Source organism: Mesorhizobium sp. CCNWLY176, assembly GCF_037153935.1.
GTDB lineage: Bacteria > Pseudomonadota > Alphaproteobacteria > Rhizobiales > Rhizobiaceae > Mesorhizobium_M > Mesorhizobium_M zhangyense.
Genome location: NZ_JBBBDZ010000004.1, coordinates 79,665 through 105,102, shown reverse-complemented (window position 1 = coordinate 105,102; position 25,438 = coordinate 79,665). Strand labels below are relative to the sequence as shown.

The window sequence follows — 25,438 nt, the reverse complement described above, 5'->3', positions numbered from 1 at the left end:
ATGGAATTGACAACCGAGCAGGAAGCCATCCTGCGCACAGTGCGAGAATTCGTCGACAAGGATGTTTTGCCCAACGTCGCAAAATACGACAGGCCGGACGAGTTTCCGCAGCCTCTCTACGAACAGATGGTGGAGATGGGCCTTTTCGGGATCACTATCCCCGAAGAGCATGGCGGCCTCGGGCTGGACCTGATGACCTATGCGCTTGTCGTGGCCGAACTGTCGCGTGGTTGGATATCGCTGAGTGGCATCTTGAACACGCATTTCATGGCGGCATGGATGATCCAGAATTTCGGAACCGAGGAGCAGAAACAGAGCCTGCTGCCGCTGATGGCGACCGCCGAACTGCGTGCTGCCTATTCGATGACGGAGCCTGGCGCCGGTTCCGACGTGCAGTCAATCCGGACGACGGCGAAACGAACGGAAGATGGCGGCTGGCGGATCGACGGCCAGAAAATGTGGAGCACGAACGGTCTGCGCTCGAGCATGATCATGCTCCTGGCCGTCACTGACGCATCGGCCAATCCCCGTCACAAGGGCATGACCGCCTTCATCGTTCGAAAGGAGCCCGGCGTCCAGCATCAGCCGGGCCTAACGATCCCGCCGAACCTTAGGAAACTCGGCTACAAGGGGGTGGAGACGACAGAGCTCGTCTTTGACGGTTACCGGGTGCCCGCCGATGCGGTGCTCGGCGGTGAAGCCGGGATAGGGCAGGGCTTCAAATATTTCATGGCTGCCGTCGAACTCGGCCGGGTCAACGTCGCAGCCCGCGCGGTTGGTGTCGCCCGTTGTGCCTTCGAACTGGCGATCCGATATGCGCAGGAACGCCAGACCTTCGGCCGCAAGATCGCACAGCATCAGGCTATCCAGATGAAGCTTGCCCAGATGGGTACGCAGATCCGTGCTGCAGAACTGCTGACCTTCGACGCTGCGCGCCGCAAAGCGTCGGGCGAGCGCGCCGACCTGGAGGCCGGAATGGCGAAGCTCTACGCCACCGAGGCGGCCCAGTTCTGCGCCATCGAGGCGATGCGCATCCATGGTGGCTACGGCTATTCGCAGGAATACATGGTCGAGCGCCTCTACCGGGACGCGCCGCTGCTGATCCTCGGGGAAGGCACCAACGAAATTCAACAATTGCTGATCGCTCGGCGGCTGCTGGAACTGCACGCTGTCTGAGCAGCGTCTGAATCAATCTTAAAGGAATGAGGAAAATGACCAAGAAATCAGGTGCCCTCGAAGGGCTGAAAGTCGTGGAATTCGCGCATGTGATTGCCGGACCATTGTCCGGAACGCTGATGGCAGACCTCGGCGCGACCGTCGTCCACGTTGAGGATCCGGGCGTTGGCGACCCGCAGCGCACGGCCGGCCCGGCTAAGGATGGCGTGCATCTCTGGTGGCAGATGGCAGCGCGAAACAAGCGCTCCATCACGCTGAACCTGCGCAGTGACGAGGGCCGTGCACTTGCCAAGGAACTGGCCGCCTGGGCGGACGTCGTGATCACCAATTTCCGTGTAGAGACGCTGGAGAAATGGGGACTGGACTTCGCATCGCTCAACAAGATCAACCCAACGGTCATCGTTCTGCAAGTTACCGGCTTCGGCGCGACCTCCTCGCGGCGCAATGAGCCGGGCTTCGGCAAGGTCGGCGAAGCCATGAGCGGGGTGGTCCACCTGACAGGCTTTCCGGACGGACCGCCGGTTCATACTGGCTTCTCCCACGGGGATTCTGTCACGGGCCTGATGGGCGCCTATGCCATACAGGCCGCGCTCTACCGCAAGCATACCGACCCGGATTTCAAGGGCGAGTGGATCGACCTGTCGCTTTATGACGGGCTGTTCCGCCTCATCGAATGGCAGGTAATCTTCCATGACCAGCTGGGCACGGCGCCCGAGCGGATGGGCAACAAGCTAGCAGCCGCGCCGGCTGCCGTCATCAATATGTACCAGACAGGCGACGAGCGTTGGCTGACGGTGACTTCAGGCACGCCCCGCGCCGTCTCGAACACCGCAAAGCTCGTCGGCGAGCCGGCCGAGGATTATGTCACCCGTGCCGATCAGGCCAAAAACTCCGAGCGGTTGGACAAGCTTCTCGGCGAGTGGATCGCCAAACGCGGCATCGACGCATGCATGGCTGCCATGAAGGAGATCGGCGTCGTCGCATCTCCGATCTACAGTATGGAAGACATTCTGGAGGACGAGACTTTCAGGGAACGCGAAAGCATCATCGAACTGGAGGTGCCTAAACTCGGTAAGGTGCGCATGCAGAACGTCGTGCCAAAGCTCGCCAACCATACGGGCGAAGTCTGGCGCGCCGCGCCGGAACTGGGGATGGATACCGATCTCGTCTACAAGGAATTCCTTGGCAAGACTGACGACGAAGTCGCCGCGTTGCGCGTCGGCGGTCATATCTGACAGGCGCTGCCGCTCCGGGAGTACAAGCTCGGGGCGGCATTTATTTTTCACTCCCAGAGTTGGTGAAATGACTAGACGTATCGTTATCGTCGGCGCGGGTCAGGCCGGGCTCGCCGTCGCCATGCAGTTGCGCCGTCTTGGCTTCGATGGCGATGTGACGCTCATCGGCGAGGAAGCCCTGCCGCCCTATCAGCGGCCGCCGCTCTCCAAGGCCTACCTGCTCGGCAAGCTAGACGACGACCGGCTTCTCCTGAAGCCGCTGGATTTTTACAGGGATCAGAAGATCGAGCTGCTTCTTGGCGAGCAGGTCGAAGCTGTCGACCTCGTCGCGCGCAAGGTTCGGCTGGCGGTGCGCGAGCTCCCGTTCGATGACCTTGTCCTGGCGACAGGCGCGTCGCCGCGTCCGCTGCCACCCGAAGTGGGCGGCGGCCTTGATGGCCTCTACTATCTGCGCAACCAGATGGACGCGTTGCGCCTCGGACCCGAGTTGCAGTCCGGCAGGCGGCTTTTGATCCTCGGAGGCGGCTATATAGGGCTCGAAGTTGCGGCAGTTGCGCGCTCGCGCGGTCTGGAAGTCACCGTTCTGGAAATGGCCGACCGGATTTTGCAACGCGTCGCCGCACCGCAAACTTCCGACTTCTTCCGAAAGCTTCATGCGGCGCACGGCGTTCAGATCATGGAAAGCGCAGGTCTGTTGCGGCTGACCGGCAGTGGCCATATTTCCGGCGCCGACCTCATCGACGGCAGACAGCTTCCCGCCGACCTGGCGGTGATCGGCGTTGGCGTTCTGCCGCGAACCGCCTTGGCCGAAGCGGTGGGGATCGGCGTCGAGAACGGCATTCGAGTGGATGCCAGGGGGCAGACCTCCGCAAGGGGCGTCTGGGCGGTCGGTGATTGTTGCTCGCTGCCTTTCGAGGGACGGTGCATCCGACTGGAAAGCGTCCCGAATGCCAACGACCAGGGCGCCATTGTCGCCCACAACATCCTTGGAATGGACCGGGATTACCTTCCGCAGCCTTGGTTCTGGTCCGATCAGTACGATGTCAAGCTGCAGATCGCCGGGCTGAACCAGGGCTATGATCGCACCGTCGTCCGCCCCTCGGCCGACAACCGTAGCCAGTCGGTCTGGTACTTCGAGAATGATCGCCTGCTGTCGGTCGATGCCATGAACGAGCCACGGTCCTACATGCTGGCGCGGCGGCTTCTGCAAAAGAATGCGTCGCCTCGCTTCGAGCAGATTGCCGATCCCGAATTCGATCCCGCCACGCTGCTTTGAAGACTTGGTTGTAGCGGAAAGGCGCGCGCACTCTTTCGTGTCACGGATGACAAGACGGGCGAACCCAGCTCCATAAGAGATAAGAGTCTGGGCTTGGTCGCCAGGTCTAACCAACGGATTTCGTTTGTTTTATTTTTGCGCCGTCGTGGTCTTGGCCGCCGCGGAATAGCGTTCGAGCTCCTTTTCCATGTAGGCCTTAAACGCTGCCGGATCGTCCGAACCTGACGTGTCGAAGCTCAACTTGTCGAGTAGTCGCTTCGAGATATCGGGGTCCGCGCGGATATCGTTGACACTCTTCACCAGCAGCTCTGTGACGGTAGCCGGCGTCCCCTTCGGAACATAGAGGCCATACCAAGCATCGACGACGAAATCCTTCAGCCCGGATTCGACAAGGGTCGGCACGTTCGGCAGGGCGGGGAAGCGTTCGACCGATGTGACGGCGAGGGCTTTCAATGCACCGCTTTGGACATACTGGCGCGCCGCCGGAAGGCTCAGCAGCATCAATTGGATTTGACCGGACATCAGATCGACAATGCCGGCTCCTTCGCCGCGGTAAGGGACGTGCGTCAGCCGCACACCGATCGCCGAGGCCAGCATTTCAAATGCGAGATGCGTCGTGCTTCCGACGCCGGATGAACCATAAGCCAGATCCGGATTCTGCTTGGCATATGCGACAAACTCCGAGAAGGAGTTCAACGGCAGCTTTGGATCGGCAGCGAGCACCAGCGTGGTTGCGCCATAGCGTGCGATAGGCTCAAGTTCCTTCAATGAGTTGAAACTGCTCTGGTCCATCGCCAGATTGACGATGCCAGAGCTTGTCCCGGTGCCGATCGTGTAACCATTTGCCTCGGCTTCCGACAATTGCCTGCTGCCGACGGATCCACCAGCCCCGGCAGCTACGTTTTCGATGAAGAACCGCCTGCCGAGTTTGTCGCCAAGGGCTTGGGCAAATATTCGCGTAACAAGGTCTGTCCCGCCGCCAGCCGAAAATGGCACGATAACCCGAACCTCCCGTTCCGGATACTGCTGTGCCGATGCCGAGTGGATCGTCATTCCCACCGCGGCAGCGAGGATAAGAGACAGCGTAAGCCGCCAATGTCTTTTGCGAAGCATGGTTTCCTCCCGTGTTCGTCGCCAAAGGCGAAGTTCAATAAATAATCAAATTATTCAGATACTTAGGATGTCTCATTCCGGAGGCGTCATGACCGCACGACCAAGCATCTGCCAGCCGCAGAGTTTTTTGTCTTTAGCCGCTCAGGCTCTGAGCTGATCAATCCTAATATAATATTGTCGAATAAAAATAGTCAAATATTTTCAATAAAGTTATTCTGGAACAAGCCTCTCCAGAGGAACCGTCACACAAGTACGGTTGTCGCCGAACACGCAGATTGGCGCAGCGCTGTCGTCGATGTCACGGACAGCGCCAGCGTCACCGCTGCAACCAAGGCCGCGATCGCCGAATTCGGCAGGATCGACATCCTCGTCAATTCGGCAGGTTTTTCCGGATCGAACCATCGGATGGAGGACTATCCTCTCGATCTCTGGGACAAGGTGATCGCCATCAATCTGACCGGCGTGTTTCTGACCTGCAAGGCGGTTGTGCCGGAGATGGCAAGGACCGGATACGGACGCGTCGTCAACATCGCATCGATGGCCGGCAAGGAGGGCGTTCCGACCGTATCCTGCTATTCGGCTGCAAAGGCTGGCGTGATCGCCTTCACCGAGGCCATCGCACGCGAGTATCTGGAGCAGAACATCTGCATCAACAGTGTCGCGCCCTCGGCTGTCGAGACCGAGCTTCTCAAGCAGATGGCGCCGGCGACACTCGAAATGGCCAAGTCGAAAATCCCCATGGGCCGCTTCGGCCGGCCTGATGAAGTCGCGGCCATGATAAGCTTTCTGTCTTCGGATGATTGTTCCTTCTCGACCGGTGCGGTTTTCGATCTGTCTGGCGGCCGCGCTACCTACTGATCCAAGGGTTGGGACCCGGGTCGATTTCTCCGCGAATATCCAAGCCCGCACGCGATGTCGCGAGCATAAAGACATCGAGGTAATCTCATGACTGCGGGCACTACCGGTTTAAGGCTCTACGGCATCGCACGCTCGCGTGCGATGCGCAACCTTTGGCTTCTGGCGGAACTCGGCATACCGTTCGAACATGTAAAAATCGTACAGACCTACAACAGGACTTTGCCTGACGAAGTGACCTCCCGCGACGCGGAATTCCTGGCGATCAATCCGAACGGCCGCATTCCCGCACTGATCGACGGCGATGTGACGATCTGGGAATCGATGGCGATAAACCTCTATCTCGGCCGCAAATACGGCGGACCGTTGGGGCCGGTCGATCTGGGCGAGGAGGGGCAGATGACCATGTGGTCTTTCTGGGCAACCAACGAGTGCGAAGCCTACGCCATCACCGTTCACGAGAGCAACATGGGCAACAACGAGGGTTGGCAGCAAACCCCGAAGGCGCAGGCTGCCATAGAAAATCTCGACGGCCCGTTTTCGGTATTGGAAAAAGCCCTGTCGAAAACTGGCAATCTCATTGGATCTCGCTTCACCGTGGCCGATGTCAACGTTGCCATGGTCATCTTTTATGCGCGCAACGCATCCGAGCTTTTCAAGCGCTATCCCTTGGTCGCCAAATGGTACAATGCGGTAACGGCGCGGCCGCATTTCCAGTCGGTCATGAAAATGCGCGAGGGATAACGCAAGCGCCAGGCTAGAGGACCGAATGTGCAGTCAAAAATGATCAGCATTCAGGTCCACCGGTGAATCCATGCCAAAGTGCAACGTCTGCGCGTGAAGGGTAGGGCATCAGTCATCGTCGCGCAAATGCGCAATGATGACTTCTTTTACCGTCATCGACTATCAATGTCCTTCGATAGAACCTTCAATCCGCTGCAGAGCACGCTCGTTTGTCGCAATCGGTTTCATCTCACCGCATACAGAAGTCGTATAAGATGCAAAGGAATACGATTACGGCAGGCTGGGATTTAGGCGTGCCTGGGAACCTGCCGTGGAGTGATAGCGAGTGGACGTTCCGCATCACTATGGTCGTCCATCGCGCATTGCTCGAAGCTCGGCTGGGGACGTGATGGCCCGACTTAGGACAAATCCGAGAGCCCGTCCCGCAGCTCCGCAGCATGCGCGGTGGCCAGCGGAAAGGCGAAGCTCGCGGCAAGTGCCGAGGCAGAGATTAGGGCATCGCGACGGCTGAGCAGCAAGCTTGGGACGGAGGTGGGAGGCATGGAGGAGTTCATCCCAGTTACGGAGCCGAGCCCTAGTTGGTCTTCAACTGCCCAATGCGGTTTTCGGCGATCCAGCGCGCGGCAAGCACCAAGGCCCCCATGCTGAAATCCTTGCCGTGCTTGGCCACCATCTCTTCCGACAGTTCGGCGAGCCTTTCGAAGAAGACGTCCTTGCTCTTCTCTTCGGGAGTAAGTTCGGTCTGCATTTCATCCTCCTGTTTGATGTGGCGTGCTTCCGCTATTTGAACATCTGCGCTGGAAAGGTGACGATCGCGGCGGTGCCGTCGACAGTGCCCATCGCCAGATGATGCCCGTCGCCGGACCAGGCAAGTGCTGTCACCGCGCTGCCCAACGGCCTGACGAGAAGTTCATCACGCGTGCCGATCTGGGCGATGGTGATCTGGCCGTTGGCATAACCTGCGGCGACGAGTTTTTTCTCCGGATGCGCCGCTATCGTTTCGAGCAGCACGAGCCCGGCGCGACCCGTCTCCAGCGCGCCCGAAGTTTCTCCATCGAACGGCGGCGCCGCCATCGACCAGCCGGCGATGCGGAATGCGCCCGACGCGAACAGGGCATTTGCCGGTGAACTCCAGCACACCCTTCTTACAGGCGATGGAAATCCCGCGACAATGCCGTTGCGGCCGTCGGCCATGCCGACCAGAGCGAAGCCTGCTGTTTCGAGCCCGCAGGCCAGCCAAGAGCCGTCGTTGCTCCAGCGGATCGAAACCGGGGGCGCTGAAAGGGGCGTGTGGCGCATCGGCGCGGCGTTGCCTTCGGTCGACCAGATCGACAGCCCGTTACCGGAACCGCAGGCCAGATGCTGCCCGTCCGGCGAAAAGGAGAGTGCACCTGTGGGCGACGCCTCGCCGTGTTCCAGTTTCACGGCATCGTTGTGACCGCGCGACAGGTAGATATCCTGCGCATTGGTGACGGCTGTCACACCCGCGCGGGCGCTATGTTCGATGGCCATGATCGGACCGTCGATCTTGAATAGGATCTCAGCGATTTCGCCGCCGGCCGTCAGATGCTGCACTTCGCCCGCAGCCGTGCCGACCAGGAACCCGGAGCCCAGATAGGCGGTCAGCGGCACATCGCCGTCGGCCAGTGCCGCAGTGGCGATCAACGGCACCGTCGGCTTTTCGCGCGGGCGGATCGTCGTCTGACCGAGATCGCTGCTCACCCTGATCCGCGATTCCGGCGGTTCCTGGTCTGCCACCGTGGCGATGGCGACGGTTCCGTCCACGGATGTGAAGGCGACAGTCGAGCCATCTACGCTGAAGCGCAGATCGGAGACGGCCGATGGACGCAGCCAGCTTCGGGCCAGCAGATCGAACAAGGTCAGATTTTGCATCGCCTGCTGGTTCATGGCCATTCCCTTTGTCAGTCTGTAACCGTCGCCGCGAGCCTGCGATCTACATCCTCGACGTCGCTCTCGGCAGCAATGATGCGTTCCTCGCACGCCGCGCATTCTTGCATGATCGCCTCGGCGCTCTCTTGTGCCCCATGCAAATCCTGCACCAGTTGCTCGCTGGTGCCGTTCCTGCCGATTTCGAGTTCCAGGCGCAGCACATCCATATCGATACCGGCGCGCTTCTGGTTGAGCCGCAGGGCCTCGGCGGTGAGTGCGGATACATTGGCGACGAGAGCCAGCCGTCGGATCAGCAGCGCTTCACGCGCGGCAGCTTGATCCTTCATCGAGACCTCCTCTTACTTCTTCCCGGGCACCGGCCCGTCCGGCTTTTCGAAAGCCGTCAGCAGACCGGGCAAGCCGTCAGCCTGTGACTGGAACTGTTTTTCAGCCGTTTCGATGTGGCTCTTGAGCTGGTCCCAAATGTCGACGCGGATCATCGATGTGGTGTCGCCGGTGAGCCGCTCGATTTCATCGACGCGGAACTGGCGCGACAGCGAAACACCGGAAAACACGAAGTCGCGCAGCAGGATCGCATGGCTCTCGATGAACAGATGGATCATCGGATGCGTTTCCGTGGTGACGCCGCCGGCGGCAAGCTCGGCCCGGATGAAGTCCTGAAAGTGGCTTTGAAGGCGGTGCTGACTCTCGCCCATGAAACGCATGACAAAAACCAGGTCGCGCGGCATCAGCCTGACAAGATCGCCGGTGACGCCGTCGGCCTGATCCGACATGGGCGAGGGCGGCCCTCGGCTGTCCTTATCGTTCGGCATGATTTCTCTTTCTTGCGCAGCGACGCCTCAGGGCTTCGACTTCAAATAGTAGAGAAACACGCTGAATTGAATAGATGATATATAATTTCAATTATATTGCACTTGCTAAGTAATATATCGCATATGCGAAAAGCCTTTGACAGTTACAACCGTAATATACAAATGTAAAATAACGTTACAGTTGACCAAATTATTGTTCGCAAAAGAGTTGCGAATTCATCGCGGGTGTTCGGGCTGCGGCGCGATTTGAAACTGGCACGGCCTTTGCTTTACCATTTTGCATAAGAAGCCCACCGCGTTTTACGCGGTGCCAAAAGAACGAAGGAACGGAGGGAGCAGGGGTAAAGACTATCCGCTTCGATACGCCCGCAGCAATGTGCGGCGCCCGGCGGACCTCCTGCAAAACGCCTCGAATACCTTTGCCGCGATCCACTTGAATGGCCGGACGCAAGTCGTGCCTGAAGGCGCGATCCATTGTCATGCCGCTCGCACTTTCACTGGCGGTGCCGTGCACCGCTTCATGCCGGGGTCGATAGGCCCGCGGCTTAAACCTGGTGGAGGCTTATGACTATGACGTCTCTGACGCTCAACAAGATTACCTCGCAGCGCGGAATCTCCGTTGGCGAGGCAACCAAGAAGATTTCCGATCTCGGTTGGAACCCTTCTTACGTCCAGGAAGCGATGACGTTTCCGACGGACTACAAGATCAACAAGACACCGCGCGATCCGATGAAGCAGGTTCTGCGGTCCTATTTCCCGATGCAGGAAGAAAAGGACAACCGTGTCTACGGCGCGCTCGATGCGGCGTTGCGCGGCGACATGTTCCGCAACGTGGAACCGCGCTGGGTCGAGTGGATGAAACTCTTCCTGGCCATCATTCCCTTCCCGGAAATTTCCGCGGCCCGCTCGATGGCGATGGTCGCGCGTATCGCACCCGGCGAAGAGCTGCGTACCGGCTTCACCATGCAGATGATCGACGAGTTCCGGCATTCGACGATCCAGATGAACCTGAAGAAATGGTACATGGAGAACTACATCGATCCGGCCGGCTTCGACATCACCGAGGAAGCCTTCGGAAAGTGCTACGCCACGACCATCGGCCGCCAGTTCGCGGAGGGGTTCATCACCGGCGACACGATGACCGCCGCCTGCATGTACCTGACCGTGGTGGCCGAGACGGCCTTCACCAACACGCTGTTCGTCGCGATGCCTTCGGAAGCTGCCCGCAACGGCGACTATGCGCTGCCGACGGTCTTCCTGTCGGTGCAGTCTGACGAAAGCCGGCATATCGGCAACGGCCACTCGCTGCTAATGGCTGCACTCAAGGAGCCTGAGAACCACCTGCTGCTCGAGCGCGACCTGCGTTATGCCTTCTGGCAGAACCATGCGATCGTCGATGCCGCCATCGGCACCTTCATCGAATACGGCACCACAAACCGCGACAAGAACAAGGAGTCCTACGCGGAAATGTGGCACCGCTGGATCTATGAGGACTACTATCGCACCTACATGCTGCCGCTCGAGAAGTACGGCATCAAGGTCCATCATGACGACGTCCAGGCAGCCTGGGAACGCATCACCAAGAAGAACTACGTCCACAAGGTCGGGCAGTTCTTCGCGGTCGGCTGGCCGGTCAATTTCTGGCGCATCGAAGCCCAGACCGACAAGGACTTTGAGTGGTTCGAGCACAAGTATCCGGGCTGGTATGCCGAATTCGGCGATTTCTGGAAATGGTACGCCAAGCTCAGCCACAAGGGCGAGAAGGTGCTGCTGTTCAACAGCGACGTGGGCTATGTCTATCCGCACCGCTGCTGGTCCTGCCTCGTTCCCTGCCTGATCCGCGAGGACATGGTGGTCGGCGAGATCGACGGCCAGCTTCACACCTTCGCCCACGAACTCGACAAGTGGACCGCCACAGTGGCCTTCGCTGACGAGTACGAGGGCCGTCCGACGCCCGCGATGGGCCGCTTCAGCGGCAAGCGCGAGTGGGAGACGCTCTATGACGGCTGGGATCTGGCGGATGCGATCAAGGACCTGAACTTCGTCCGTTCCGACGGCAAGACGCTGGTTCCGCAGCCGCATCTGCGCTTCGACGACAAGGAGATGTGGACGCTCGACGACGTGCGCGGCAACACGCTGGGTTCGCCGCTCAACGCGCTTCGTGCCATGTCGCCGGAGGACCGCGAGAAGCATCTGGCTGAATACCGGGCCGGCTTCACGATCAACCCCTGCAACTGATCAGACAGAGGGGGCGGGCCTCACCGCCCCCTTCCTTTCACTGGAGGTCCGTATGTCGGAAACCCACACGGTCAGGCTTAGCCCGGTCAACGTCGAATTCGACGTCGAACATGGCGAAACGGTGCTTAACGCCGCGTTCCGCCAGGGCATCGCCCTGCCGCATGGCTGCAAGGAAGGGCAATGCTCGGCCTGCAAAAGCGTGTTGCTCGATGGCGAAGTCGACATGCTGAAATACTCTACCTTCGCGCTGAACGACATGGAGAAGGAGAGCGGGCACATACTCTTGTGCCGCTGCATCGCCTACTCCGACCTGGAAGTCGAGCTTCTCAACTATGACGAGGAGATCTTGGCGAAAGCGATCGCCGTGAAGACCTACAAGGGCCGGATTGCTCGCATTGAGCATCTCACCCACGACATTCGCGGTATCGAAATCGAACTCGGGTCCCCAATGAAGTTCTGGGCGGGGCAATATGTCGACATCACGGTTACAACGCAAAAAGGGGAGACGATTACGCGCTCGTTCTCCATGGCAAATACGCCGGACCAAACCCAAAAACTTTCCTTCATCATCAAAAAATACCCTGAGGGAAAATTCTCCGGCGAACTCGACTCCGGAGGAATCGAGGCCGGTGCCGAAGTCACCGTCGTCGGACCCTACGGAACCTGCTTCCGCCGGGATGAACGGCAAGGACCTTTGATCCTGGTCGGTGCCGGATCCGGCATGTCGCCAATCTGGTCGATCCTCAACGACCATCTGAAAAGCGGTGAAAAGCGACCCGTCTATTTCTTCTACGGCGCCCGGACCCGCAACGACCTGTTCTATCTCGAGAGGATCGCCGAACTCGTCGGCCAGAATTCGGATGTCACCTTCATCCCCGTGCTGTCGCACGCGGCTGACGACACCGAATGGCAAGGCGAGCGCGGCTTCGTCCACCAGAGCGTCGATGCCACGCTCAAGCAACTGGCGGTCGACGGGCAGGGCGATGTCCATGCCTGTGGCCCGCCTCCCATGATCGACGCGCTTCAGCCGGTCCTGTTCATGAACGGGTTTGAGACGGAGCGGATCTTCTTCGACAAGTTCACCACATCGGCAGGTGCAACGCCGGCTCATTGAGGGCTGCCCGCGCAACCGCAACCAAACTGCAACAAGGGAGTGAAGACTATGCCTGCAACCTCGAGTTCAGTCGGATCCGGAGCCGCCGGCGCGGCGATTTTCGCCGACTCCGACAGCCGGAAATACCGGTACTTCGATCCGAAAGGCCAGCGTGCCACGCATTATGAGGACATGACGGTCGATGTTCAGCCCGATCCGGAGCGTTATCTGATCCAGAACTGGATCATCTCCTTTGCTGACGGCAACGGCGCTTATGTCAAACAAAACACCGCCGCTCAAAGCTCCGACTGGCACGCCTTCCGCGCGCCCGATCAGGAATGGGAACGCACGCACTATCAGCGCCAGTCGAAGATCGAGACGATGGTGCAGAGCGTCATCAACAACGCCCGCAAGTCGGGTACGCCCAAGACCTTCGACCAGGCCTGGGTCAAGATACTGCAGACGCAGCTCGGCGCCTGGAAACATGCGGAATTCGGGCTCGGCACCTCGCTGATGCAGGCGCAGCGCTACGGCTACACCCAGATGATCAACAACGCGACGCTGACCAATTCGTCCTACAAGCTGCGGCTTGCCCAGGACATCACGCTCTACCTTGCCGAGATCGGCATGGACCTGCCCGGCTGGGACGACGAACTCGGCAAGAAGGCCTGGCTCGAGGACAAGAACTGGCAGGGCACGCGCGAAGCCGTGGAGACCATCATGGGCGCGACCGACTATCTCGAGCAGTATTTCGCCATCAACATCGTCTTCGAGCCTCTGGTTGGCGAAGTGTTCCGCTCAGGCTTCCTGATGCAGATCGCGGCCGCCAACCACGACTTCATCACGCCGGCGGTGATTTCGGCAGCCGAAGCCGACTACGAGCGCAACCTCGCCAACACGATCGACCTCATGCACATCCTCGCCAATGACGAGAAGCATGGAGCGGCCAACCGCAAGCTTTTCCAGGGCTGGGTCAAGAAGCACGGCGCGCTCGCCGACAAGGCAGCCACCGGCCTGCAGCCGATCTGGTCTATGCCGCATTCCAAGCCGGTTGCGTTCGCGGATGTCCGCGCCAAATCCGAGGAACGGATTGGCCAGATCCTCGGCGAACTCGGCCTCAAGCGCTGACACAGGAGAAATTGTCATGTCACTAGCAGCACGCGACGCAACCCATTCCAACATCTTCAAGGCGATGAAGGACATCACCTTCGAACAGACGATTTCGCACCAGTGCGGCGTCACCATGAACGACTCCGTCGAGGCCAGGGCAATCGCCGAATTCATGGGTCAGAAACCCGGTGTGACGATCACCTATCAGCCGGCGCTGATCCGCATCGACGGCACCGGCAAGCTGATCTTCGAGATGGACGCGATCAGCGAATATCTCGGGCGCGAGATGACGGCGGAAACCTTCGAGGTCAACACCTCCACCCACTACGGGCGGATGGTGCGCGTCGACGACAACACCGTGATCCTGTTCGGCGATATGGGCGAGATGTTCGAATACATCGAATAGCCGCCAAAAAAAATCGGGCGCGCCGCTGACCTGTGGCGCGCCGCATCGATCAATCCGATTGTTGCGGAGGAAACAATGTACAGAACACCGGAAGGCAAGGATATTTTCGTGGTCGACGGCCACACTCATTTCTGGGACGGCAGCCCGGAGAACCAGAAAAATATCCACGGCAAGCAGTTCGTCGAGTGCTTCTACGCCTACCACACTGCGCTCAGCCCCAAGGAGCAGCTTTGGGAGAAGAGCAAGTTCGAAAAATACAGCGCCGACGATCTTTATCGCGACCTGTTCATCGACGGACCGGACGACGTTGCAATCATTCAGTCGACCTATCTGAAGGACTTCTACAAGAACGGCTTTAACACGATCGAGCGCAACGCAGAGGTGGCCAAGCGCTATCCGGAACGCTTCATCGTCAACGGTTCCTTCGATCCGCGCGACGGCGAAAAGGCGCTGGAATACATCCACTACATGAAGGAAACCTACGACATCAAGGGCGTGAAAATGTACACGGCCGAATGGAACGGGGATTCCAAGGGCTGGAAACTCAACGACCCCAGAGCCTACAAATGCTTCGAACTCTGCGAGAAGCTCGGTATCAAGAACGTCCACGTTCACAAGGGTCCGACGATCATCCCGCTGAACAAGGACGCGTTCGATGTCCATGACGTCGACTATGCGGCAACGGATTTCCAGAACCTCAACTGGATCGTCGAACATTGCGGCCTGCCGCGCCTCGATGATTTCTGCTGGATCGCCGTCCAGGAAACGAATGTCTATGCCGGGCTGGCTGTCGCTTTGCCCTTCATCCATTCGCGCCCGCGCTATTTCGCCGAAGTCCTGGCGGAACTGCTGTTCTGGTGCGGCCCGGACAAGATCCTGTTCGGCTCCGACTATGCGATCTGGACGCCACGCTGGCTGGTCGAGCGGCTGTGGGCCATGGAACTGCCGGACGATATCGCCCGCGAACGCGGCGTCGAACTGACGGCGGAGATCAAGGAGAAGATCCTCGGCCTGAATGCCGCGCGCCTCTACGACATCGACATCGAAGCCAAGAAGAAGGCGCTCGCCAGTTCGCCCTTCAGCATCGCGGCGGAGTAGGGCGATGACTACCGCCAGTGTTTCCGGCAGCCGCGAGAGGGAACTCTGGCGGCGCCTCGGCGAGGTCAACGATCCCGAACTCGACGAACCCGTCACCGAGATGGGTTTCGTCGAGCGCGCCAAAGTGGCGAGCAACGGCAGCGTGGAAGTCGATTTCCGCCTTCCAACCTACTGGTGCTCGCCCAACTTCGCCTTTCTGATGCTGGACGGCGTGCGCAAGGTGCTCGACCGGCTATCCTGGTCGCCTGTCTATCGGGTCACGCTTCACGACCACATGTTCGCCGAAGAGGTGAATAGCGGCATGGAAGCCGGCAAATCCTTCGGCGACATATTTGGTGAGCTGGCCGGCGACCTCGATCTTGGCACCTTGCGCGAAACGTTCGCGATGAAGGCGTTCAAGCGGCGGCAGGAAGCGGTGCTGCTCAGCCTGAGACAGTGTGGTCTGCCGGATCAGGAAATTCTCGGCATGGATCTGGTTGCCTATGACCGCGCCCGATTCCGAATGGAAGAAGCAGCCAAGCAGAAGGCGAGATACCGGGCAGCGCTCTTGGAGCGTTTCCCCGTGCGGCGTGTCGAAGATCCTGTTTTCCTGACGTGGGAGGGACAAAAAATCCCGGTTTCGGCCATGGCCGCGCATCTCGCCGAACTGCGCGGCGTGCGCATCAACATGGAGTTCAACGGCGCTCTTTGCCGTGGGCTCAAGCACACGAGATACAAGGAATTGGATGTGGTCGATGGTGAACCGACGCTGGTCGATTTCATCATGGACCGGGTGCCGGTCGAGCCCGCCCCAAATATCTGAACTGCGCTGAAACAACGGCCTCCCTGGCACGAGGCCCCTAACCAACAACCCGCCCGTAAGGCGGAAGGAGGAATCATGCCCAAAATTATGCTTCACAATTCCGAGGCCCGTCGTGCGCTTGCCCGTGGTGTCTTCCGGCTGGCAGCCGCCGTCGAGCCGACGCTCGGTCCCAAAGGCATGAACGCCATGATCGACCGGCCGATCGGCACACCCATAGTGACCCGCGACGGCGTCAGCATCGCCTCCGAGATCGAACTGCACGACCGCTTCGAGAATATGGGCGCGCAGGTGGTCCGTGAGGTGTCGATGCAGACCAACGAGGTTGCCGGCGATGGCACGACGACGGCCATCGTGCTGGCCAACGCACTCATACAGGGCGGCATCGAGGCAAATGAACACGGCGCCAAATCGGTCGATCTCTGCAAGGGGATAGATATTGCCGTGGCTGCGGTGGTGGCCGCGCTCAAGGGCTCGGCCAAGCCGGCCAAGGGCAACGGCATCCTCGCCTCGGTCGCCAACATTGCCGCGACCAACACGAAGCTCGGTGCGCTGGTGGCGGAAGCGCATGAGCGGGTGGGTGCCGAAGGCGTCATCACCACCGACTTCAGCGTGACCACAGAGACCACGCTGGACGTGGTCGAAGGCATGTCCTTCGAACGCGGCTATCTCTCGCATCACATGGTGACTGACCAGGAGAAGATGGAGGCTGTTCTTGAGCGGCCTTACATCCTTATGACCGACCTCAAGATCAAGGAGCCCGAACAGCTTGAAGCGGTGCGCCGCATTGCCGATCAGGATGGACGGCCACTGCTGATCGTGTCCGAGGAAATGTCGCCTGAGGTGGTAGTGACGCTGCTCGGCAAGCAGGGCCCGGGAAAGTACCTCGTCGTGCATCCGCCGGAATACGGCCATTGGCGCAAGGCGATGATGGAGGACCTGGCGATCATCACCGGCGGCAAGGTGATCGCGCGCGATCTCGGCGGCCGGCTCGAGGACATTACAGTCGAGGATCTGGGAACGGCTGATCGGGTCAAGACGAGTTCGTCGTATACCTCGATCATTCGCGGCGGCGGTGACCATGACGCGATCGCATCGCGCCGCGCCCAGGTGCAGCGGCAGTATGAAGCCTCACCGCCGAACATCGATCAGGACAAGCTGCGCGAACGTCTGGCCAAGCTCTCCGGCGGCACCGCGATCCTTTATGCCGGGGGCGTGACGCCGGTGGAGCAGAAGCGGACCATTCAGCTTATCGAGGATTCGCTGAATGCCGTGCGCGCCGCTTCCGAAGAGGGTGTGGTCGCGGGTGGCGGCTCCGCACTTGCCCAGATCGCGCCGCTGCTCGACAAGGTGGCGGCCGGTGTCGAAGGCGATGTCGCCGAAGGCGTGCGCCTGGTGAAATCGGTGCTCTCGCGGCCGCTCTGGCGCATTGCGGTCAACGCCGGTGCCGATCCCGACGCGGTCGTGGCCGAGGTCACCCGCGTCAATGGCGGCTATGGCTACAACGCTTCCAACGGCAGCTACCAGAACATGTTCGAAGCGGGGATCATCGATCCTGTTCGCGTCACCTACACCGCGCTCGCCAATGCGGCTTCGGTGGCAACGCTGATCCTGACCACCGAAACGCTCATCGGCGATCTCGCCGAGGACGAAGATCCGACCGCCGGCCCTGCGCGCGGCGGTGGTTCGGAAAAGCTCGGCCGCGCCTGAAGCGGCAAATCCACGGGAACGATTTCGACGTTGAAAGGATACGACGATGAAAGCTGCCAGACTTTACGAATACGATCCGCACATGAACGTCCAGCTCAAGATCGAGGAGGTCACAGCACCCACGATCACGGCTCCGGACGAGGTGATAGTGCGGGTGGGGGCTGCCGGTCTCTGCCGCACCGACCTCCATATCATCGAAGGCATCTGGAAACCGACAATGGACCCGGAAGGCACGCTCCTGCCTTACATCATGGGCCATGAGAATGCCGGCTGGGTCGAGGAAGTCGGCGGCGGCGTCCGGTCGGTAAAGCGTGGTGACGCGGTGATCTGCCACCCGTTCCGCTCCTGCGGCATCTGTCTCAACTGTCGTCACGGCGAAGACATGTATTGCGACAACGGGCAATTTCCGGGCCTCGGCATGAACGGTGGTTTCGCCGAATACTTCATCACCAGCGAACGCTCGCTGATCAAGCTCAACCCCAACATCACGCCGATCGAGGTCGCGCCGCTGGCCGATGCCGGCATAACCGCCTACCGTGCCGCCAAGCGCGCCGCGAAACTGCTGCGGCCCGGCAGTTATTGCGTCCTGCTCGGCATTGGCGGGCTCGGCCACATCGCGCTGCAATCGCTGCATGCGATCTCGGGTTGCCGCATCATTGCAGTCGATCGCGAGCCGGCCGCGCAGCTGCTGGCCAAGGACCTTGGCGCGGATTTTGTTCTCGATGGAGGCCCGAATATCGTTGAAGAAGTCAGCCAGATCACCGGCGGCGGCGCGCATGTGGTGATCGATTTCGTTGGTGAACTGGGCGTCGAGAACATCTGCTGGAAGATGGTGCGCAAGGGCGGGCAACTGTTCGTCGTCGGCTATGGCGGCAACATCAATGTGCCGACCGCGCACCTCGTCATCGAGGAAATCAATATCGGTGGCAGCCTTGTCGGCAATTTTACCGAGCTGGTCGAGTTGATGGAGCTGAACGCCGACGGCAAGGTGAAGATGCACTACACCGAATACAATCTCGCCAGCATCAACACCGCACTCGACGATTTCAAGAACCGGCGGTTCACGGGCCGTGGCGTCATCGTGCCGTAAGGCCAGCCCGATCGCGGAGTCCGGTTGCCAGATCTATCGGCCACAATTCCCCAACTCCACGGTGCAATGCCGTGGGGTTCTTTTTGTGCTGACTCAGACGAAGCCGCGGCGGATGCCGTACTGGTCGAGCTTGCGATAAAGCGTCGGCCGCGAAATGCCGAGCCTGCGCGCAACACGGCTGAGATTGCCACCCTCCGCTGCCAGCGCGTTCTTCATCGCCTGGCGCTCTGCGTCAACGAGTGTGCTGCCGAGCTGCTCGGTCCCGGTGGTTGGATGATCGGCAGGCATGTTGGTGCGCTCAGGAACGGGCGTCGTGATTTCCTTGGGGAGGTCCCGGAGCCCAACGTTTCGGCCCCGCGCCAGCACATGCAGCCTTTCGATGAGGTTCTTCAGTTCGCGCACATTGCCCGGCCAACGATAGGCGAGCAGGGCATCGAGCGCATCGTGCGAGAATTCCAGCGGGTCTTCGCCTGCTGCAGCCGCGATCTGCCGGTTGAAATGCTCGGTCAGCAACAGCACGTCCTCGCCCCGGTCTCGCAACGGCGGGACATGGATAGAGACAGCACCGATGCGGTAGTAGAGGTCGCTGCGGAAGCGTCCGGCCGCGACTTCCTGTTTCAGGTCGCGGTTTGTCGAGGCGATGAGGCGGACGTCCACCGGGCGGCCCCTTGCGTCGCCGATGCGATGGACCACGCGCTCTTCCAGAATGCGCAGCAGGAACGGCTGAATCTCGAGCGGCAGCTCACCGATCTCATCGAGGCTGAGCACGCCGCCATTGGCAAGTTCGAAGACACCCGGCTTGCCTTCGCGTGAAGCACCGGTAAAGGCGCCGGCCACGTGACCGAACAACTCGCTTCCGAACAGCTCCTTGGTGATCGCTCCGCAATTTATCGCGATGAAAGGGTCGTTCGAAGTGCGCCGGCTGCCGGCATGAACGAGCCGCGCAAACAGCTCCTTGCCTACACCCGTTTCGCCCTCGATCAACAACGATGTGACGCCGCTCGACCGCGCAACGCGAGAAGCGATATCGACGGCTGCCAGCAGCTCTTCGCTTTCGCCGACGATCTTCGTCGTGGCCGCTTGCAGGTGCCTGTTCACCTCCCTGTCTATGACGGCTACGGTTGAGATGGCCGGTCCCGAGGGGAAGACAAGGGCTGCGCCGCGGAGATTTCCGTCCAGCTTCAGCGGCGTGATGTGGCAGGATCGCAGATGCGGCGGCAGCGCCTTGGCGAGCTCGTCTTCGGAGCCGCTCGGCGGCAGGTTCATGAGCCAGCGGCCGCGACCCGGTTCCATCGGGCCATCCCGCATTTCGGTTGTCTCGCCATCGGGCACGTTGTTGCAGAAGATCGCTCGTCCCCGGTGATCCATGATCACCAATCCGTCTTTGCTGCGATAGCTGGGGGCTGATGAAATGAAGGCTTCGAGCAGGCGAGTGCGTTGTTCCTGCTGTTGTTCGGCGAGCGCCTTTTCGATCTGCCTTGCCGTCGCGGCGACGAGCGCGGTGTTGTGCGGGCGGAAGATCGGCGAATAGCCCGACAGGTCGACAACGCCGATGATCTTTCCATCCAGCGGATCACGGATCGGCGCGCCGGCGCAGGTCCAGGATTTGATGCCAGCGCAGAAATGTTCGGCTGCATGCACGAAAATCGGCTTGCCCGTCCAGAGCGCGGTGCCGATGCCGTTGGTACCGACGGCGTCCTCGTTCCATTTGCCGCCGATGCCAAGATGAATATCCATGCCGTCATGGAGGGTTTTCTTGTCGCCGATGGCGTCGATCAGCACACCGTCGCTGTCAGCGAGGACCAGCATTGCGCCCGTCCCGTCGAGCAATTGTCCGAGCGACGCGAATGATCGCTGCGCTGCCGAAAGCAGTTCGGCGTTTGTGCGGGTCAGATATTCGATCTCGTCGCGGTCACTGCTTAACGGCGCTTCTATGCTCTGGGCGTTGATGCCGCCGGTGGCGCTGCGATACCAGGATTCATGGATCAGGGAGCGGACGTGAACCGGATCGCGGGCGCATTTTGGCTCGTCGGCCAGAAAATTTTCCCAGGCGCGCATCGTGGCACGCTCGTCATAGTCCGCGTCGTTCAGAGCCAACTGGCCGGTGCCAATCGATGTACGGGCCGGAAGGGTATCGGTCTTGATCTGGTTGGGGCCGCTCGCGTGTTTCATTCAGTCATCACAGAACCTTTGAGGTATGCCATTTCTGTATGCTGTCGGATTGGGCGTGCAGAAGGACGACCAAATGTGCGATCGTCAATCGATGCCGAGTTTCGCGCCGATGTCGGCGGCAAGCTGCTCTTCGGTGTAAGCCGCGGTCAGGCGGGATCCGTCCATGCCGGCGAGCGCTTCGGCGACGGTTGCGTCGACCGGCGAGAAAAATCCATTCTGCTTCGTTGCCATGACGAAGACATGGTCCCCATCACGGTTGCGGATATCGCCGATATGATGAAGTTGGCGTCCCGTGTTCTGATCTTTCGAGATCACACGGCCGTTCAAGGTGACGTGGATGGACGGCATGGCTTCAGCCGCAGGTGCCGATCCTCCGCCGACATGGATGATCAGGCCTTCGGCCTTCGGTTCCTGGCGTGGTTTCCTTGATGCCGAGTAACCGCCGCCGCTGATCTGGTCGGCAAGCTTGACGATGGTCGAACGGTTCTGCTCGATCAGTCGCTTGACCTGAACATCCTCGCGTCGCGGGCCGTCCCGCTTGGAGATGATCTCGACCATGAATCCTCCCAGATTCGCTCGGCAGTGACCTTGGTGCGGCTCAATTTCTTACTTTGAGTGAACTCTACACCGCCTCGGTGAACTTCGCCATTTATATCAGATAGCGTCAAAATTCGTGGCGTAGGTAGCAGGTGGCTGCTACACGGAATTTCGTGCGGCTCTGTCGCGGACCGGAGAGAGCGCCGGCTCGCATGTCTCCACGATTCGGGACCACCCGACTAACCTATGTAACTGCTCAAACGCACGCTCAGCCTTGGATGCCAGAGACAAGAGCGGCAGCGGCTGAAATGGCGTCCTGCTGCCATGGCCGCAGGTCTTGCCCGCGATAATTCTGGAAGACCGGCAGGAAGGGGTCGTCGATATGGGTCTTGATGCCGGACAGCTGCTCCATGACGGCGAGGCCGCAATAGGGCACGTAGGCTGCGGAATAGCCGCCTTCGTGTGACATCACGAGACGTCCGCCGCACAGTTCGTCCGCCGTTTCCATCAGCATGCGTGTCATCTCGCGATAGGTATCGCTGTGCAGCATCATGCGGCCGAGCGGATCGGCGCCCGACCCGTCGAAACCGGAGGGCACGACGATGAGGTCCGGTTTGTAGGCTTTCAGCGCCGGCAACACCACCTGTTCAAACGCTGCAACATAGGCGCCATGGCCGCAGCCGGCCGGTAGAGGGATGTTGAGATTGTAGCCGTAGCCGGCATCAGCACCCCGTTCCTCGCGGTCGCCGCTGTCGTGCGGATAGAGCCGTTCCTGGTGCAGTGAGATGGTCAGAACGCTGGGGTCCATCCAGAAGGCGGCCTGCGTGCCGTTGCCGTGGTGCACGTCCCAGTCGACTGTCGCGACACGCTCGAAGCCATGCTTCTTGCGGTTCTTCAGGATCGCCACCGGGACGTTGCCGAAGAGGCAGAAGCCCATGCCCTTGTCGCTTTCGGCATGATGGCCCGGCGGGCGCACGAGCGCATAGCCGTTATCGATCTCGCCGGAGAGAACCTCGTCCATCAGCGCCGAGGTGCCGCCGGCGGCAAGGCAGGCGATCTCGTAGCTGCCGCGGCCGAAGGGCGTGAGATAACTCGCATCGCCGCCGCGATCATCGCTCAGCGCCTTGATGCGGCGGATGTAGTCGCGCGTGTGGAAGAGGGCGAGATCGTCCTCGTCCACGGGGATGGACTTGACGCTGACAAGCTGCTCCGTGAGGCCGGAGACCTCCATGAGATTGCGGAAGCGCCGTTTGGTCTCGGCGTTTTCCGCATGCTCTCCGGGCTCAACGGTAAGCCCCGCCGGAAAGAACTGCGCGGCGGCACCCGTATCGTGCCATAGATAGAGCTCGTGGAAGTTCCAGCCCGTTTTCATTGTCTGCTCCATATCAATATCAATTGCCGCCGGCGAGGATCATCCGGGCCGCGCGCTCGGCAACCATGATCGTCGGTGCGTTGAGGTTGCCGGAAACCATTTTCGGGATGACGGATGCGTCGGCGACACGGATGCCTTCGAGGCCGTGGACCTTCAGCGTCGCGGGATCGGTGACGGCCATCGCGTCGTTGCCCATGCGGCAGCTCGACGACGGGTGGTAGAGCGTCGTCATATGGCCACGGACATAATTGGCGATCTCGTCGTCCGTCCTGCACTCTGCGCTGGGGCTTACTTCATAGTCGACGAGCTCCCGGATCGGCGACTGGTCCATGATGCGGCGGTTGATCTTGATGCCTTCCACCATGGTGGCGAGGTCGAGGCCTTCCGGATCGCTGACGAAATATTTCGGGTCGATCGACGGATATTCGATCGGGTTCGCCGAGCGCAATTTGATCTCGCCGCGGCTGTTTGGCCGCTGGAGAGTGGAATGCGTCGTGATGCCCGACTGGCCACCGAGAAAGCGGGCGTAGTCGCGATGCGGGCTGATTGCGCCGTAGAGCTGGAGGTCGGGCTCGATGCCGGGGCGGCTGCACACATGGCCGCCGGACGCGACCCAGGGCGAGGTGCGGATCCCAGTGCGCCGGTCGCGCCATTCCGTAAAACTGTCGGCGATAATCTCATCCGTCCAGGCGCCGATGCCGAGCGCTTCCTTCGTGTAGAAGGTGATCGGGATGTTGAGGTGGTCCTGCAAATCCTTGCCGACGCCCGGAAGGTCGTGAACGGGATTGACGCCGACGGCCTTCAGCTCGTCGGCAGGGCCGATGCCCGATAGCATGAGGAGCTGGCACGACCCGATGGCGCCGGAGGAGAGAACGACCTCATTGTCCGCATAAGCCGTTTCCGGCACGCCGTCGACGAGATACCTGACGCCCTTGACGCGGCCGTTCTCGACGATGAGCCCGGTGACGAGCACGCCGGGCTTCATCGTCAGGTTGGGGCGTTCCAGTGCCGGGCGCAGATAGGCCTTCCCCGTGCCCCAGCGTTCTCCGTTTTTGATGGTGAACTGAAAGAGGCCGACGCCTTCCTGCGTCTCGCCATTGTAGTCGGGATTGTGGGGATAGCCTGCGGCTTCCGCCGCCTCGATCCACATCCGCTCGTACTTATCGACGTAGGGCACGTTGCCGATGTGCAGCGGGCCGTCATTGCCGTGATAGGGACTGTCCTTGATATCGGCATTGGCTTCCGACTGGAGGAAGACAGGAAAGACGTCTTTCCAGCCCCACCCGGCGCACCCCATCGCTTCCCATGCTTCATAGTCGGAGGCTAGGCCGCGAATATAGATCATCGCGTTGAGGGCGCCCGAGCCGCCGATCATCTTGCCGCGCGGCCAGAAGATGCGGCGCCCCCGGCAGCCGGCCTGCGGCTCCGTGTAATAGCCCCAGTCCGAGCCCGTGTTGAACATGGTCACCCAGTCGGACGGGATGTCGGAGGCTATGGGTGCCGCCCGTCCCGCCTCGAGCACGAGGACCTTGCGGTCAGGGTCGGCACTCAGCCGGTTTGCGAGCACGCAGCCGGCCGAGCCGGCGCCGATGATGATCGTGTCGAACATAATACTCCTCACTCCCCGGCCGCGGCCCGATTTTCCTGAAGCTTGGTCTTGGGCCCCGCAGCATTGCGATGACGCAGCCAGCGCACGAGATCGCCGACCCGGCCGACGAGGCCCTTCGGCATGAGCAGAATCGACAACGCTATGATGAGACCGAGGCCGAGCGTGCGGAACTCGCCCATTTCGCGCATCAACTCATCCGCGCCGACCAGCACGATGGTGCCGACGAGCGGTCCCCAGAACGTGCCCACGCCGCCGACGACCGTGATCGCGATGATGAACATTAGCTGCGACATCGAAAGGATGCCCGGGCCGATGGCCTGGAAATGCGCTGCGTAGAAGCCGCCGGCAAGGCCGGTGAAGAAGGCCGAGATGCCGAACACCAGAAGCTGCGCCTGGAAGCGGTTGACGCCGCGCGCTACCGCATAGCCTGGATTGTCCTTCAATGCCTTGAAGGCGAGCCCGATTGGGCTTTTGACGATGACGTAGGTGACGATCATCGTAACTGTGAAGAGGGTGGCGATGATCGCGTAGTTGCCGACCAGCCATTGGCCTTTCAAAAGCGCCCTTGTGCCGAGCTCACCGAAGCGCGCGAAGCCGACCGCGCCGCCGGTGAACTGCCGGCATATCGAACCCACCATGGTGAAGCATTCGGTATCGGTGACGATCAGCAGATACATGGTCTGCGCGATCGCAAGGGTGAGCAGCGCGACGTAGACGCCAGTGAGACGAAGGCAGGCAAGCCCGACGACCAGAGAGAAGACGACGGTCGCAAGCGCGCCCGGCAGCAGTGCCGCCCAAACATTCCAGCCGAAGTAGAAGCAGATCATCGCGGTGACGTAGCCGCCGAAAGCGAACATCGCCATCTGGGCAAGCGAGAAGACGCCGGCAAAGCCGAACAGCAGGTTCCACTGCGAGGCGATGGTGGCATAGAACAGCGCCAGCACGATCTGGCCGAGCACGTAGCGGCTGTCGACCATGAAGGGCAGCGCTATCGCCGCCGCGATCAGCAGCAGGCTGACGAGAAGGTCGAGACGGGCGGAACCGGAAATGCCTTTGGATCTTGAAATCTGAGTCATGGCGGC

At 60.5% G+C, this 25,438-nt stretch carries 23 protein-coding genes; 13 read left to right on the top strand and 10 right to left on the bottom strand.

Going from position 1 to position 25,438, the window contains the following annotated elements; all coding sequences use genetic code 11:
- The 3 genes from WBQ96_RS08200 (at window position 1) to WBQ96_RS08190 (ending at window position 3,687) form a co-directional block, all read left to right on the top strand.
- The gene (locus WBQ96_RS08200; protein WP_336549055.1) at window positions 1-1,176 is read left to right on the top strand and encodes an acyl-CoA dehydrogenase family protein; all 1,176 of its coding nucleotides are present in this window, start codon (window positions 1-3) and stop codon (window positions 1,174-1,176) included.
- 35 nt (window positions 1,177-1,211) lie between these two features.
- Window positions 1,212-2,411, top strand: coding sequence for a CaiB/BaiF CoA transferase family protein (locus WBQ96_RS08195; protein WP_336549053.1), 1,200 nt, complete (start codon window positions 1,212-1,214; stop codon window positions 2,409-2,411).
- A gap of 67 nt (window positions 2,412-2,478) precedes the next feature.
- The gene (locus tag WBQ96_RS08190; RefSeq protein ID WP_336549051.1) at window positions 2,479-3,687 is read left to right on the top strand and encodes an NAD(P)/FAD-dependent oxidoreductase; all 1,209 of its coding nucleotides are present in this window, start codon (window positions 2,479-2,481) and stop codon (window positions 3,685-3,687) included.
- Window positions 3,688-3,816: 129 nt separating this feature from the next.
- Here the strand turns inward: WBQ96_RS08190 and WBQ96_RS08185 are convergent, their stop codons facing one another.
- Entirely contained in the window at window positions 3,817-4,740 is a 924-nt protein-coding gene (locus WBQ96_RS08185; protein ID WP_336549519.1) for a Bug family tripartite tricarboxylate transporter substrate binding protein, read from the bottom strand.
- A 234-nt stretch (window positions 4,741-4,974) separates the two neighbouring features.
- Between WBQ96_RS08185 and WBQ96_RS08180 the strand changes: the two genes are divergently transcribed.
- Together WBQ96_RS08180 and WBQ96_RS08175 are read left to right on the top strand one after the other, a co-directional pair.
- Entirely contained in the window at window positions 4,975-5,658 is a 684-nt protein-coding gene (locus tag WBQ96_RS08180) for an SDR family NAD(P)-dependent oxidoreductase (protein ID WP_336549050.1), read from the top strand.
- Between the two features lie 87 nt (window positions 5,659-5,745).
- Window positions 5,746-6,399 (top strand): glutathione S-transferase family protein, encoded by a 654-nt coding sequence (locus WBQ96_RS08175; protein ID WP_336549048.1) that lies wholly within the window; start codon window positions 5,746-5,748, stop codon window positions 6,397-6,399.
- A 574-nt stretch (window positions 6,400-6,973) separates the two neighbouring features.
- Here WBQ96_RS08175 and WBQ96_RS08170 read toward each other — a convergent pair.
- Genes WBQ96_RS08170 through WBQ96_RS08155 form a run of 4 tightly spaced genes read right to left on the bottom strand, consistent with a single transcriptional unit; the run spans window position 6,974 to window position 9,122 of the window.
- Window positions 6,974-7,147, bottom strand: a complete 174-nt coding sequence (locus WBQ96_RS08170) for a hypothetical protein (RefSeq protein WP_165119369.1) — start codon at window positions 7,145-7,147, stop codon at window positions 6,974-6,976.
- Between the two features lie 32 nt (window positions 7,148-7,179).
- Window positions 7,180-8,307 (bottom strand): WD40 repeat domain-containing protein, encoded by a 1,128-nt coding sequence (locus WBQ96_RS08165; RefSeq protein WP_336549045.1) that lies wholly within the window; start codon window positions 8,305-8,307, stop codon window positions 7,180-7,182.
- A 14-nt stretch (window positions 8,308-8,321) separates the two neighbouring features.
- Window positions 8,322-8,636 (bottom strand): hypothetical protein, encoded by a 315-nt coding sequence (locus WBQ96_RS08160; RefSeq protein ID WP_336549043.1) that lies wholly within the window; start codon window positions 8,634-8,636, stop codon window positions 8,322-8,324.
- Between the two features lie 12 nt (window positions 8,637-8,648).
- The gene (locus tag WBQ96_RS08155; RefSeq protein WP_336549042.1) at window positions 8,649-9,122 is read right to left on the bottom strand and encodes a hypothetical protein; all 474 of its coding nucleotides are present in this window, start codon (window positions 9,120-9,122) and stop codon (window positions 8,649-8,651) included.
- Window positions 9,123-9,686: 564 nt separating this feature from the next.
- Here WBQ96_RS08155 and WBQ96_RS08150 point away from each other — a divergent pair.
- From WBQ96_RS08150 to WBQ96_RS08115, 8 genes are all read left to right on the top strand, one after another.
- A complete protein-coding gene (locus WBQ96_RS08150) occupies window positions 9,687-11,360 on the top strand; it encodes an aromatic/alkene/methane monooxygenase hydroxylase/oxygenase subunit alpha (RefSeq protein WP_197716844.1) in 1,674 nt (557 codons plus the stop codon).
- Window positions 11,361-11,412: 52 nt separating this feature from the next.
- Window positions 11,413-12,474, top strand: a complete 1,062-nt coding sequence (locus tag WBQ96_RS08145; protein ID WP_336549037.1) for an NADH:ubiquinone reductase (Na(+)-transporting) subunit F — start codon at window positions 11,413-11,415, stop codon at window positions 12,472-12,474.
- A 48-nt stretch (window positions 12,475-12,522) separates the two neighbouring features.
- Complete coding sequence (locus WBQ96_RS08140) at window positions 12,523-13,581, top strand: aromatic/alkene monooxygenase hydroxylase subunit beta (RefSeq protein WP_165119373.1); 1,059 nt, start codon at window positions 12,523-12,525, stop codon at window positions 13,579-13,581.
- 16 nt (window positions 13,582-13,597) lie between these two features.
- Window positions 13,598-13,969, top strand: a complete 372-nt coding sequence (locus WBQ96_RS08135; protein ID WP_091913101.1) for an MmoB/DmpM family protein — start codon at window positions 13,598-13,600, stop codon at window positions 13,967-13,969.
- A 75-nt stretch (window positions 13,970-14,044) separates the two neighbouring features.
- Complete coding sequence (locus tag WBQ96_RS08130) at window positions 14,045-15,067, top strand: amidohydrolase family protein (protein ID WP_336549034.1); 1,023 nt, start codon at window positions 14,045-14,047, stop codon at window positions 15,065-15,067.
- Between the two features lie 4 nt (window positions 15,068-15,071).
- Window positions 15,072-15,869: an iron-sulfur cluster assembly protein gene (locus WBQ96_RS08125; protein WP_336549032.1), complete on the top strand. Its 798-nt coding sequence runs from the start codon at window positions 15,072-15,074 to the stop codon at window positions 15,867-15,869.
- Window positions 15,870-15,944: 75 nt separating this feature from the next.
- Window positions 15,945-17,576, top strand: coding sequence for a molecular chaperone GroEL (locus WBQ96_RS08120; RefSeq protein WP_336549030.1), 1,632 nt, complete (start codon window positions 15,945-15,947; stop codon window positions 17,574-17,576).
- A gap of 46 nt (window positions 17,577-17,622) precedes the next feature.
- A complete protein-coding gene (locus WBQ96_RS08115) occupies window positions 17,623-18,666 on the top strand; it encodes an NAD(P)-dependent alcohol dehydrogenase (protein WP_165119377.1) in 1,044 nt (347 codons plus the stop codon).
- A 93-nt stretch (window positions 18,667-18,759) separates the two neighbouring features.
- On the opposite strand, the gene WBQ96_RS08110 is transcribed toward WBQ96_RS08115, so the two are convergent.
- From WBQ96_RS08110 to WBQ96_RS08090, 5 genes are all read right to left on the bottom strand, one after another.
- Complete coding sequence (locus WBQ96_RS08110; protein WP_336549028.1) at window positions 18,760-20,838, bottom strand: sigma-54-dependent Fis family transcriptional regulator; 2,079 nt, start codon at window positions 20,836-20,838, stop codon at window positions 18,760-18,762.
- An 84-nt stretch (window positions 20,839-20,922) separates the two neighbouring features.
- Entirely contained in the window at window positions 20,923-21,396 is a 474-nt protein-coding gene (locus WBQ96_RS08105; RefSeq protein ID WP_165119379.1) for a hypothetical protein, read from the bottom strand.
- A 247-nt stretch (window positions 21,397-21,643) separates the two neighbouring features.
- Entirely contained in the window at window positions 21,644-22,747 is a 1,104-nt protein-coding gene (locus WBQ96_RS08100) for a class II histone deacetylase (protein WP_165119380.1), read from the bottom strand.
- A gap of 19 nt (window positions 22,748-22,766) precedes the next feature.
- The gene (locus tag WBQ96_RS08095; protein WP_165119381.1) at window positions 22,767-24,356 is read right to left on the bottom strand and encodes a GMC family oxidoreductase; all 1,590 of its coding nucleotides are present in this window, start codon (window positions 24,354-24,356) and stop codon (window positions 22,767-22,769) included.
- A gap of 8 nt (window positions 24,357-24,364) precedes the next feature.
- Complete coding sequence (locus WBQ96_RS08090) at window positions 24,365-25,432, bottom strand: branched-chain amino acid ABC transporter permease (RefSeq protein WP_336549025.1); 1,068 nt, start codon at window positions 25,430-25,432, stop codon at window positions 24,365-24,367.
- Window positions 25,433-25,438: the final 6 nt, after the last annotated feature.

Coding starts and splice junctions, on each gene's coding strand:
- WBQ96_RS08200 (WP_336549055.1), top strand. CDS start 1: ATGGAATTGACAACCGAGCAGGAAGCCATCCTGCGCACAGTGCGAGAA.
- WBQ96_RS08195 (WP_336549053.1), top strand. CDS start 1,212: ATGACCAAGAAATCAGGTGCCCTCGAAGGGCTGAAAGTCGTGGAATTC.
- WBQ96_RS08190 (WP_336549051.1), top strand. CDS start 2,479: ATGACTAGACGTATCGTTATCGTCGGCGCGGGTCAGGCCGGGCTCGCC.
- WBQ96_RS08185 (WP_336549519.1), bottom strand. CDS start 4,740: ATGACGATCCACTCGGCATCGGCACAGCAGTATCCGGAACGGGAGGTT.
- WBQ96_RS08175 (WP_336549048.1), top strand. CDS start 5,746: ATGACTGCGGGCACTACCGGTTTAAGGCTCTACGGCATCGCACGCTCG.
- WBQ96_RS08170 (WP_165119369.1), bottom strand. CDS start 7,147: ATGCAGACCGAACTTACTCCCGAAGAGAAGAGCAAGGACGTCTTCTTC.
- WBQ96_RS08165 (WP_336549045.1), bottom strand. CDS start 8,307: ATGAACCAGCAGGCGATGCAAAATCTGACCTTGTTCGATCTGCTGGCC.
- WBQ96_RS08160 (WP_336549043.1), bottom strand. CDS start 8,636: ATGAAGGATCAAGCTGCCGCGCGTGAAGCGCTGCTGATCCGACGGCTG.
- WBQ96_RS08155 (WP_336549042.1), bottom strand. CDS start 9,122: ATGCCGAACGATAAGGACAGCCGAGGGCCGCCCTCGCCCATGTCGGAT.
- WBQ96_RS08150 (WP_197716844.1), top strand. CDS start 9,687: ATGACTATGACGTCTCTGACGCTCAACAAGATTACCTCGCAGCGCGGA.
- WBQ96_RS08145 (WP_336549037.1), top strand. CDS start 11,413: ATGTCGGAAACCCACACGGTCAGGCTTAGCCCGGTCAACGTCGAATTC.
- WBQ96_RS08140 (WP_165119373.1), top strand. CDS start 12,523: ATGCCTGCAACCTCGAGTTCAGTCGGATCCGGAGCCGCCGGCGCGGCG.
- WBQ96_RS08135 (WP_091913101.1), top strand. CDS start 13,598: ATGTCACTAGCAGCACGCGACGCAACCCATTCCAACATCTTCAAGGCG.
- WBQ96_RS08130 (WP_336549034.1), top strand. CDS start 14,045: ATGTACAGAACACCGGAAGGCAAGGATATTTTCGTGGTCGACGGCCAC.
- WBQ96_RS08125 (WP_336549032.1), top strand. CDS start 15,072: ATGACTACCGCCAGTGTTTCCGGCAGCCGCGAGAGGGAACTCTGGCGG.
- WBQ96_RS08120 (WP_336549030.1), top strand. CDS start 15,945: ATGCCCAAAATTATGCTTCACAATTCCGAGGCCCGTCGTGCGCTTGCC.
- WBQ96_RS08115 (WP_165119377.1), top strand. CDS start 17,623: ATGAAAGCTGCCAGACTTTACGAATACGATCCGCACATGAACGTCCAG.
- WBQ96_RS08110 (WP_336549028.1), bottom strand. CDS start 20,838: ATGAAACACGCGAGCGGCCCCAACCAGATCAAGACCGATACCCTTCCG.
- WBQ96_RS08105 (WP_165119379.1), bottom strand. CDS start 21,396: ATGGTCGAGATCATCTCCAAGCGGGACGGCCCGCGACGCGAGGATGTT.
- WBQ96_RS08100 (WP_165119380.1), bottom strand. CDS start 22,747: ATGAAAACGGGCTGGAACTTCCACGAGCTCTATCTATGGCACGATACG.
- WBQ96_RS08095 (WP_165119381.1), bottom strand. CDS start 24,356: ATGTTCGACACGATCATCATCGGCGCCGGCTCGGCCGGCTGCGTGCTC.
- WBQ96_RS08090 (WP_336549025.1), bottom strand. CDS start 25,432: ATGACTCAGATTTCAAGATCCAAAGGCATTTCCGGTTCCGCCCGTCTC.